Annotated in this window: 10 protein-coding genes; 2 read left to right on the top strand and 8 right to left on the bottom strand. The window is 65.8% G+C overall.

Annotated elements, in window-relative coordinates:
- Positions 1–122: 122 nt before the first annotated feature.
- From A5652_RS05730 to A5652_RS05715, 4 genes are all read right to left on the bottom strand, one after another.
- On the bottom strand, positions 123–428 hold the full coding sequence (locus A5652_RS05730) for a hypothetical protein (protein ID WP_067347570.1): 306 nt from the start codon (positions 426–428) through the stop codon (positions 123–125).
- A 63-nt stretch (positions 429–491) separates the two neighbouring features.
- Positions 492–1553, bottom strand: a complete 1062-nt coding sequence (gene dmpG, locus A5652_RS05725) for a 4-hydroxy-2-oxovalerate aldolase (RefSeq protein WP_067347566.1) — start codon at positions 1551–1553, stop codon at positions 492–494.
- A complete protein-coding gene (locus tag A5652_RS05720) occupies positions 1550–2482 on the bottom strand; it encodes an acetaldehyde dehydrogenase (acetylating) (protein WP_067347563.1) in 933 nt (310 codons plus the stop codon). The genes dmpG and A5652_RS05720 overlap by 4 nt, the downstream gene beginning before the upstream one ends.
- 47 nt (positions 2483–2529) lie before the next feature.
- Positions 2530–3315 (bottom strand): 2-keto-4-pentenoate hydratase, encoded by a 786-nt coding sequence (locus A5652_RS05715; RefSeq protein ID WP_067347560.1) that lies wholly within the window; start codon positions 3313–3315, stop codon positions 2530–2532.
- Positions 3316–3387: 72 nt separating this feature from the next.
- Here A5652_RS05715 and kstD point away from each other — a divergent pair, with 72 nt between their 5' ends.
- Both kstD and A5652_RS05705 read left to right on the top strand, forming a co-directional pair.
- Entirely contained in the window at positions 3388–5070 is a 1683-nt protein-coding gene (gene kstD, locus A5652_RS05710; protein WP_067347573.1) for a 3-oxosteroid 1-dehydrogenase, read from the top strand.
- A 1-nt stretch (position 5071) separates the two neighbouring features.
- A complete protein-coding gene (locus A5652_RS05705) occupies positions 5072–5932 on the top strand; it encodes a MaoC family dehydratase (protein ID WP_067347557.1) in 861 nt (286 codons plus the stop codon).
- A 60-nt stretch (positions 5933–5992) separates the two neighbouring features.
- On the opposite strand, the gene A5652_RS05700 is transcribed toward A5652_RS05705, so the two are convergent.
- From A5652_RS05700 to A5652_RS05685, 4 genes are all read right to left on the bottom strand, one after another.
- Positions 5993–6838 (bottom strand): DUF559 domain-containing protein, encoded by an 846-nt coding sequence (locus tag A5652_RS05700; RefSeq protein ID WP_067347554.1) that lies wholly within the window; start codon positions 6836–6838, stop codon positions 5993–5995.
- Between the two features lie 160 nt (positions 6839–6998).
- On the bottom strand, positions 6999–8168 hold the full coding sequence (locus tag A5652_RS05695) for a lipid-transfer protein (protein WP_067347550.1): 1170 nt from the start codon (positions 8166–8168) through the stop codon (positions 6999–7001).
- The gene (locus tag A5652_RS05690) at positions 8168–8569 is read right to left on the bottom strand and encodes a MaoC family dehydratase (protein WP_067347546.1); all 402 of its coding nucleotides are present in this window, start codon (positions 8567–8569) and stop codon (positions 8168–8170) included. The genes A5652_RS05695 and A5652_RS05690 overlap by 1 nt, the downstream gene beginning before the upstream one ends.
- Positions 8566–9249: Zn-ribbon domain-containing OB-fold protein (locus tag A5652_RS05685; protein ID WP_067347542.1), on the bottom strand; the 684-nt coding region annotated here is incomplete at its 5' end. The genes A5652_RS05690 and A5652_RS05685, both read right to left, overlap by 4 nt.

Raw genomic sequence — 9249 nt, 5'->3', positions numbered from 1 at the left:
CGGCGATGGCTTCGGTGAGGGAATCAGAGAACACGCCTAGACGCTAGAACGTGTTCTACTTTTTCGTCAATGGCGAACGTTCCCGCGCGTCGGGAACAGCGTTCAAAGACGACGCCGACTCACTAGGGCGGGCAGGAGTGGGAAAGGTCGATCAGGTGCTGGCGTACGTCAGGATGCCGATTGAGGTAGTCGATGACGTTGCCGTTGCCGCCCTCGGCCTGAGACCTTTGCTGCAATTGCTGGTGCAGGTCCGGGTGCTTCTGCAGGTACGCATCAATGGATGCACCCACGTCCTGGTTGCACTGCGCGTTGGCCGTGCTGGCCAGGGGCACCGCGATCACCGCAGCGGCGGCAGCGGTCATCAATCCCCCGGCTAGCAGGCCGTACAGCCCACGACGCCGAGCGCCGACTGTGTTGGATGTGCTCATGCGCGCCAGGTTACTCGCGGCACCTTTGCGTGGCCTGTGCGTGCCGCCGGCCGCGCGTACGGATCAGCGTGGAGCCGCGGCGCCGCTCTCTTGCTCGCGCTTGATCTCGAGCGCGATGTCGATGAGCTGGTCTTCCTGGCCACCGATGAGTTTGCGCTGCCCGGCGCGGTGCAGCAGCTGGTGGGCCGGGACACCGTAGCGCTCGGACTGGCGAATGGCGTGCTTGAGGAAGCTCGAGTACACCCCGGAATATCCCATGATCAGGGCGTTGCGGTCGAGCAGGCACTCGGCGGGCATGGCCGGGGCGACCACCTCTTCGGCCGCGTCGGCGATGTCGAAGAAGTCGATCCCGGTCTTCACGCCGATCTTGTCGAACACCCCGATCAGCGCCTCGACGGGCGCGTTGCCTGCCCCGGCGCCGAACCGGCGGCAGGAGCCGTCGATCTGCTTGGCGCCAGCCCGGACGGCCTCGACGCTGTTGGCCACCCCGAGCCCCAGGTTCTCGTGACCGTGGAAACCGACCTGGGCGTCGTCGCCGAGCTCGGCGACCAGCGCCGCGACCCGGTCACGCACGCCCTCGAGGACCAGCGCACCGGCCGAATCGACGACGTAGACGCACTGGCAGCCGGCGTCGGCCATGATGCGGGCCTGCGCGGCCAGCTTCTCGGGCGCAATGGTGTGGCTCATCATCAGGAACCCGACGGTCTCCAGGCCGAGCTCGCGGGCCAGGCCGAAGTGCTGGATCGACACGTCGGCCTCGGTGCAGTGCGTCGCGATCCGGCAGATCGAGCCGCCGTTGTTCTGGGCCTCTTTGATGTCTTCCTTGGTGCCGACGCCGGGCAGCATCAAGAAGGCGATCTTGGCCTCTTTGGCGGTCTGGGCCGCGAGCTTGATCAGCTCCTGCTCGGGGGTTTTGGAGAACCCGTAGTTGAAGCTCGACCCGCCCAGGCCGTCGCCGTGAGTGACCTCGATGACGGGCACTCCCGCGGTGTCCAGGGCGGCCACGATGGCGCCGACCTCGTCCTTGGTGAACTGGTGACGCTTGTGGTGGGAGCCGTCCCGCAGCGACGTATCGGTCAGCCGGACGTCCCAGATCGGGTTGAAGAAAATCTCCTGGCTGCTCATGATTGCGCTCCTTTAGCCGTCGCGCTCAAGGACTCCTTGGCGATCTCCTCGCCGACCTTCGTGGCCGCGGCGGTCATGATGTCGAGATTTCCAGCGTAAGGCGGCAGATAGTCGCCCGCACCCTCCACTTCGACGAACGTGGTGACCAGCGCCTGGCCGCCGGAGTTGATCGACGGGTCGTCGAATTGGGGCTCGTTGAGCAGCCGGTAACCCGGCACATAGGTCTGCACCTCGGCCACCACGTCGTGAATCGACTTGGCGATGGCGTCTCGGTCGGCGTCCTCCGGGATGGCGCAGAAAATGGTGTCGCGCATGATCATCGGCGGGTCGGCCGGGTTCAGGATGATGATCGCCTTGCCGCGCTTGGCGCCACCAATGGTCTCCACGCCCCTACTGGTGGTTTTGGTGAATTCGTCGATGTTGGCGCGGGTGCCGGGACCGGCCGAGAGGGAGGCGACCGAGGCGACGATCTCGGCGTAGGGCACCCCGCCGATGTCGGCGACGGCCCGCGACACGGCGTAGACGATCGGGATGGTCGCCTGCCCGCCGCAGGTGATCATGTTGACGTTCGGCGCGTCCAGGTGCTGGCGCAGATTGGCCGGCGGGATCACCGCGGGGCCCACCGCGGCCGGCGTCAGATCGATCGCGCGGATCCCGGCCGCCTCGTACTTGGGTGCGGCGTCGCGGTGCACATAGGCGCTGGTCGCCTCGAACACCAGGTCGGGTTTCTCCGACTGCGCCAACAGCCAGTCCACGCCCTCGTGTGTGGTCTCCAAACCCAGCTTGCGGGCCCGGGCCAAGCCCTCGCTCTCCGGGTCGATGCCCACCATCCAGCGGGGTTCCAGCCAGTCCGATCGCAGCAGCTTGTATAGCAGGTCAGTGCTGATGTTTCCCGACCCGACAATGGCCACAGTCGCCTTAGTCGGCATGATGCTCCTCGAGCTCTGAGATTTAAGTTAGACGATTTAATTCGAGCCTATTCGAACGACAGGCGGACCGAACCGAGGCCCGCGAAATCGGCGACGAACTCGTCGCCGGGGTGTACATCGATCGCCTTGGTGCACGACCCGGGCAGCACCACGTCACCCTTGCGCAGCCGGACGCCGAAGCTCTCCACCTTGCGCGCCAGCCAGGCCACCGCCGTGACCGGATTGCCCAGCACCGCGTCGCTGCGACCCTCGGCAATCACCTCACCATTGCAGGTCAGCACCGCATCGATCGTCTTGACGTCAAGGCCGGCCGGGGACACCCGGGCCTCACCCAGCACGTAACCGGCCGACGAGGCGTTGTCGGCGATGGTGTCACACAACCCGATCTTCCAGTCGGTGATCCGGGTGTCGATCAACTCGATCGCCGGTACCAGCGCCTCGGTGGCGGCCAGCACGTCGTCCTCGGTGCACCCCGCGCCCGGCAGGTCGGCGGACAGGACGAATCCGACCTCGACCTCCACCCGCGGGTACAGGTAGCGGTTCGTCTTGACCGGGACGTCTTCGAACAATTCCATTTCGTCGAGCAAATGGCCGTAATCCGGCTCGTCGACGCCCATCATCTGCTGCATCGCCTTGCTGGACAACCCCACCTTGTGCCCCAGCACGCGGGCTCCCTCAGCGACCCTCTGGCGGATGTTGATCAGCTGGATCTCATAGGCGTCGACGACGTCGATGTCCGGATAGGCGGCGGTCAGCGGGGGGATCGGCTCGCCGCTCCGCTCGGCTTGAGCCAAGTCGGCGGCCAGCTCGTCGCGCATGGCAACATCGAGCATTCTCTTAAGTCTCCTCGTACGGTTGACCGGGCCAGTAGCGGCCGCCCCGGGCAATTCTATAACGTGTTCTACATGTCAGCGCAGGAGTACGACGTCGTCGTGGTCGGAAGCGGCGGAGCCGGCATGGTGGCCGCCCTTACCGCCGCTCACCGGGGTCTTTCGACCATAGTCATCGAGAAGGCCCCCCACTTCGGCGGCTCCACCGCACGCTCAGGAGGCGGCGTTTGGATCCCAAATAACGAAGTGCTCAAGCGTGACGGGGTCCGCGATACCGCCGAGGACGCCCGCACCTATCTGCACGGCATCATCGGAGACGTCGTCGAGCCCGAACGCATCGATACCTACCTCGAGCGCGGCCCAGAGATGCTGTCGTTTGTCCTCAAGCACACCCCGCTGAAGATGTGCTGGGTGCCGCGGTACTCCGACTACTACCCCGAGTCGCCCGGCGGCCGCGCCGAGGGCCGATCGATCGAGCCGAAGCCGTTCAACGCCCGTAGGCTCGGCGCCGACGAATCCGGCCTGGAACCGGCGTACGGCAAAGTCCCGCTGAACGTCGTGGTGATGCAACAGGATTACGTGCGGCTGAACCAACTCAAGCGGCACCCGCGCGGCGTGCTGCGCAGCCTGAAGGTCGGGGCGCGCACCATGTGGGCCAAGGCGACCGGCAAGAACCTCGTCGGCATGGGCCGGGCGTTGATCGGACCGCTGCGCATCGGATTGCAGCGGGCCGGGGTGCCGGTCGCGCTCAACACCGCGCTCACCGACCTCTACGTCGAAGACGGCGTCGTGCGCGGCGTCTACGCGCGCGGCGCCGGTGATGCCGAATCCAATGAGCCCCAGCTCATCCGGGCCCGCCGTGGCGTGATCCTGGCGTCGGGCGGGTTCGAGCACAACGAGCAGATGCGAGTGAAATATCAGCGCGCACCGATCACCACCGAGTGGACCGTGGGTGCCGTCGCCAACACCGGCGACGGAATCCTGGCGGGCGAAAAGCTCGGCGCCGCATTGGACATCATGGAAGACGCGTGGTGGGGTCCGACCGTCCCGCTAGTGGGCGCGCCCTGGTTCGCGCTGTCCGAGCGCAACTCCCCGGGGTCGATCATCGTCAACATGTCGGGCAAGCGGTTCATGAACGAATCGATGCCCTACGTCGAAGCCTGCCATCACATGTATGGCGGCCAATACGGTCAGGGACCCGGTCCGGGCGAGAACATTCCCGCGTGGCTGGTGTTCGACCAGCAATACCGGGACCGCTACATTTTTGCGGGATTGCAACCCGGACAACGTATCCCGCGTAAATGGCTGGAGTCCGGCGTCATCATCCAGGCCGACACGCTGGCGGAGCTGGCGCAGAAGGCCGGCCTCCCGGTGAGCGAACTCACCGCGACGGTGGAACGTTTCAACGGCTTCGCGCGCTCGGGCGTCGACGAGGACTACCACCGCGGCGAGAGCGCCTACGACAGGTACTACGGCGACCCGACCAACAAGCCGAACCCCAACCTCGGCGAGATCAGTCACGCGCCGTACTACGCAGCCAAGATGGTGCCCGGGGACCTGGGGACCAAGGGCGGCATCCGCACCGATATCCACGGCCGGGCGCTGCGCGATGACGGCAGTATCATCGAAGGCCTCTACGCCGCAGGCAATGTCAGTGCGCCGGTGATGGGCCACACGTACCCCGGTCCGGGCGGCACCATCGGTCCGGCCATGACGTTCGGCTACCTGGCGGCGTTGCACATCGCGGAGGAGAGCTGAGATGCCGATCGACGTAGAAGTCGCGCTGAATGCCGAGCTGGATCCCATCGAATTCTCTTGGGCCAGTAGCGATGTGCAGCTCTACCACCTCGGGCTGGGTGCCGGCGCCGATCCGATGGACCCACGCGAGCTGCGCTACCTGATCGACGACACCCCGCAGGTGCTGCCGACGTTCGGCAACGTTGCCGCCACCTTCCATGCCACGAAACCGCCGACGGTCAAATTCCCCGGCATCGACATCGAGCTGGGCAAGGTGCTGCATGCCAGCGAGCGCGTAGAGGCGCCCGCTCCGCTGCCGCCGTCGGGCTCTGCGAAGGCCGTCACCCGGTTCACGGACATCTGGGACAAGGGTAAGGCCGCGGTGATCTGGAGCGAGACGACAGTGACCGCGCCGGATGGCACGCTGCTCTGGACGCAGCGCCGTTCGATCTTCGCGCGCGGCGAAGGCGGATTCGGAGGCGAGCGTGGTGCGTCGACATCGGACAGCGCGCCCGACCGTGCTCCCGATCTCGAGGTCGACGTGCCGATTCTGCCGCAGCAGGCGCTGCTTTACCGGCTGTGCGGCGACCGCAACCCGCTGCACTCCGATCCCGAATTCGCCGCTGCCGCAGGCTTTGCCCAGCCCATTTTGCACGGGCTGTGCACGTACGGAATGACCTGCAAGGCGATCACCGATGCGCTACTCGACGGTGATGCCGGCGCGGTGGCGGCCTATGGCGCGCGTTTCGCCGGGGTGGCGTTCCCCGGCGAAACGCTCAAGGTCGGCATCTGGAAGGACAACGGCCGCTTCCTGGCCAGCGTTGTCGCGCCTTCGCGCGACAACGCCGTCGTCCTGTCGGGCGTCGAACTGGTGCCTGCGTAAAGGGTTGGGCTTTTTGCGCCGAGCGTGCAGCCAGCCGCACGTTCAGTCTCGACTGTGCGGCTAGCCGCACGTCCGCCGAGCCAATGCGTCACGGACACGACTGACGATCTCGGCCGGCCGATCGCCGGCTACGACGCGAACGACGAGCCACCCGCGCCGCTGCAACATTTCCGACCTGCGAACATCCCACGTGTACTGCAGTCGATCGCTGCGGTGCTGCTCGCCGTCATACTCGACTGCTACTTTGACGTCCTCCCATCCCATATCCAAATATGCAATGGCACTGCCGAATTCGTTGACCACCGGAATCTGTGTCTGCGGCCTGGGCAAGCCAGCTTGTGTCAGGACGACCCGCAGCCAGGACTCTTTCGGTGATTGCGCACCGGAATCGAAAAGGTCTACAGCTTGACGCGCCCGCGCGATCCCACGCCGTCCGTCATACCTGCGTGCCAGGAGATCGACGTCCGCCGCCTTGACATTGGTGGCGCGAGCAAGCGCGTCAATAGCTGCCACGGCGGTCGTGGTCGGGTACCAGCAGCCCAAGTCCAGAGCCGTCCTGGCGGGCGAAGTCACCGGCATGGCGGTGAGCATCTGGATCTCGTCCTCCTCTATGCGGTCTCGATGTGTCTGAATCCCGGGTGGATTCCGCGGATTATCGTGAAGCAACTCCACAACCTGAATATCGCTGGCCCACTGGCTGCCGTGCAGCGCCGCCGCCGTAAATCCCGCGATGACACCTCGACGGCGGGTCCACAGCCACCCCGCCTTCGCTCGCAACTCAACATCGACGTCCACTTGACGGTCTGCATAGACGTCGGGAAATATTCGGCGGCAGCGCGTAGCCAGTTGGGCCTTAGTCAAAACCCCCGCAGCTATGGCTTCGCTACCGATTAACGGCTCCCGCATGACGGCAGCGTGGCAGAGACCGCCTAACTCGTCAGTTCAGCTATCCACAGTCGCCGAGTATGCGGCTCGCCGCACGCTGGAACGCGAAGGTGCGGCTGGCCGCACATTCGCGGGAGAAGCTGAGGCGACAGAGCTGGGCCCGAAAGCCCGGCGCTAGCCCCTAGCCAAGGATCAGGCCCGAGGTCGGCACGCCGGTTCCTGCGGTGACGAGTACATGCTCGACGTCGGGCACCGGGTTCACGGAGGTGCCCCGCACTTGGCGCACACCCTCGGCAATGCCGTTCATGCCGTGGATGTAGGCCTCGCCGAGCTGGCCACCGTGGGTGTTGATGGGCAGTCGCCCACCAATCTCGATGGCACCGTCGGCGATGTAGTCCTTGGCCTCCCCCTTGCCGCAGAAGCCCAACTCCTCCAACTGAATCAGCGTGAACGGAGTGAAGTGGTCGTAGAGCACGGCGGTCTGTATGTCGGTCGGCTTCAGACCGGATTGAGACCAGAGCTGCTGGCCGACGACCCCCATCTCGGGCAGGCCGAGCTCCGGCCGGTAATAGCTGACCATCGTGTACTGGTCGGGGCTGGAGCCCTGCGCAGCCGCCTCGATGATCGCCGGTCGCTGCTTGAGATCCTTCGCGCGCTCCGGCGAAGTCACCACGATCGCGACCGCTCCGTCAGTCTCCTGGCAGCAGTCCAGCAGCCGCAGCGGCTCGGCGATCCACCGCGAATTCTGGTGGTCCTCAATGGTTATCGGCTTCTCGTAGAAATACGCCTTCGGATTCTTGGCCGCGTGCATGCGGTCCGCCACCGAAATCGCGCCGAAATCCCGGCTGGTCGCACCGGACAGATGCATGTAGCGCTGGGCGATCATCGCGACCTGCGCGGCCGGCGTGGAAAGCCCGTGCGGGTACGAGAAGGAGTTGTCCGCCGCCGTCGAATCAGCCTGCACGCCAGCGTTTCCCACCAACCGGGTCTGCACCTGACCGAACCGCATGCCCGAACGCTCGTTGAACGCGCGGTATGCCACGACGACGTCGGCCACACCGGTGGCCACGGCGATCGCCGCCTGCTGGACGGTCGCGCACGCGGCGCCGCCGCCGTACCCGATCTGCGAAAAGAATTTCAGGTCACCGATACCGGCCGCACGCGCGACCGCGGTCTCGTTGTTGGTGTCCATCGTGAAGGTGGTCAGGCCGTCGACATCGGACGGACTCAGTCCGGCATCGTCCAGCGCGTCCAGAACCGCCTCGGCGGCCAGCCGCAGCTCGCTGCGGCCGGAGTCCTTGGAGAAGTCGGTGGCGCCGATACCGACGATCGCAGCCTTGCCCGACAACATCAGACGCCCCCGATCGTCAGTGTAACGTTCGCGATGACGTGGTCGCCAAGGCTGTTGCGGCCGAACACCTTCAGCGTGATCAGACCATTGTCGATGGCGGTCACCTCGCCGGAGAACGTGACGGTGTCGTAGGCGTACCACGGTACGCCGAGCCGCAGCCCGATCGATTTGATCCGCGCAGTCGGGCCCGCCCAGTCGGTGACGTAGCGCTGCACCAGTCCGGTGTCAGTGAGGATGTTGACGAAGATGTCCTTGGACCCCTTGGCCTGAGCCAGATCCCGGTCGTGGTGTACGTCCTGAAAGTCCCTGGTGGCCAAAGCCGTTGAGATGATGAACGTCGGCGTACCGTGCAGCTTGAGTTCGGGCAGGGCGGCGCCCACTTCGACAACGGGTGCGCTCATGCTTCGTCTCCCACGGGCTCCCAGGCGTAGAGGCTCCACTCCGGGCCGGACTCACCGGCCGGGAAGTCGATATAGGTTGCCCGAACGGGCATTCCGATTTTTATCTCTGCGTGGTCGACGTTGCGTAGCTCGCCGAGCATGCGAACGCCTTCGTCCAGTTCGATCAGTGCGATCACGAACGGCAGCGTGCGACCGGGCACCTTCGGCGCGTGGTGCACCACGAAGCTGAACACCGTGCCACGGCCGCTGGCCACCGCGTAGTCGATGGCCTCGGCCTTGTCCTGCCACACGGCCGGCACCGGCGGGTGTTGCAGGGTGCCGTCGGCGAGGCGCTGGATGCGCAGCTCGTGCGCTTTGACGCCCTCCCAGAAGAAGGCGGTGTCGCGCGACACCGCCGGACGCATCATGGCGTCGGCGTCCAGGTCCTCCGGGACGGAGCTTGCGCCGACGGTATCCTCGCGCGGCCTGAACTTCAGGATGCGCCAGGCCATTTCGGCGACGTCCTCGTCACCGACCCGCCAGGTTATGTGCTGGTTGATGAACCAGCCCTCGCCGAGCCCGGTCTGCTTGGGGCCGACCACGTCGCGCATCTCGGAGTGGACGGTGACCTGCTCGCCGGGACGCAGATAGCGGTGGTAGGTCTGCTCGCAGTTGGTCGCGACCACACCGATGTAGCCGGC

The organism is Mycobacterium sp. 1165178.9 (genome assembly GCF_001673555.1).
Lineage (GTDB): Bacteria > Actinomycetota > Actinomycetes > Mycobacteriales > Mycobacteriaceae > Mycobacterium.
The sequence above is the reverse complement of the archived record's forward strand: the minus strand, read 5'-3'. Positions and strand labels throughout refer to the sequence as shown.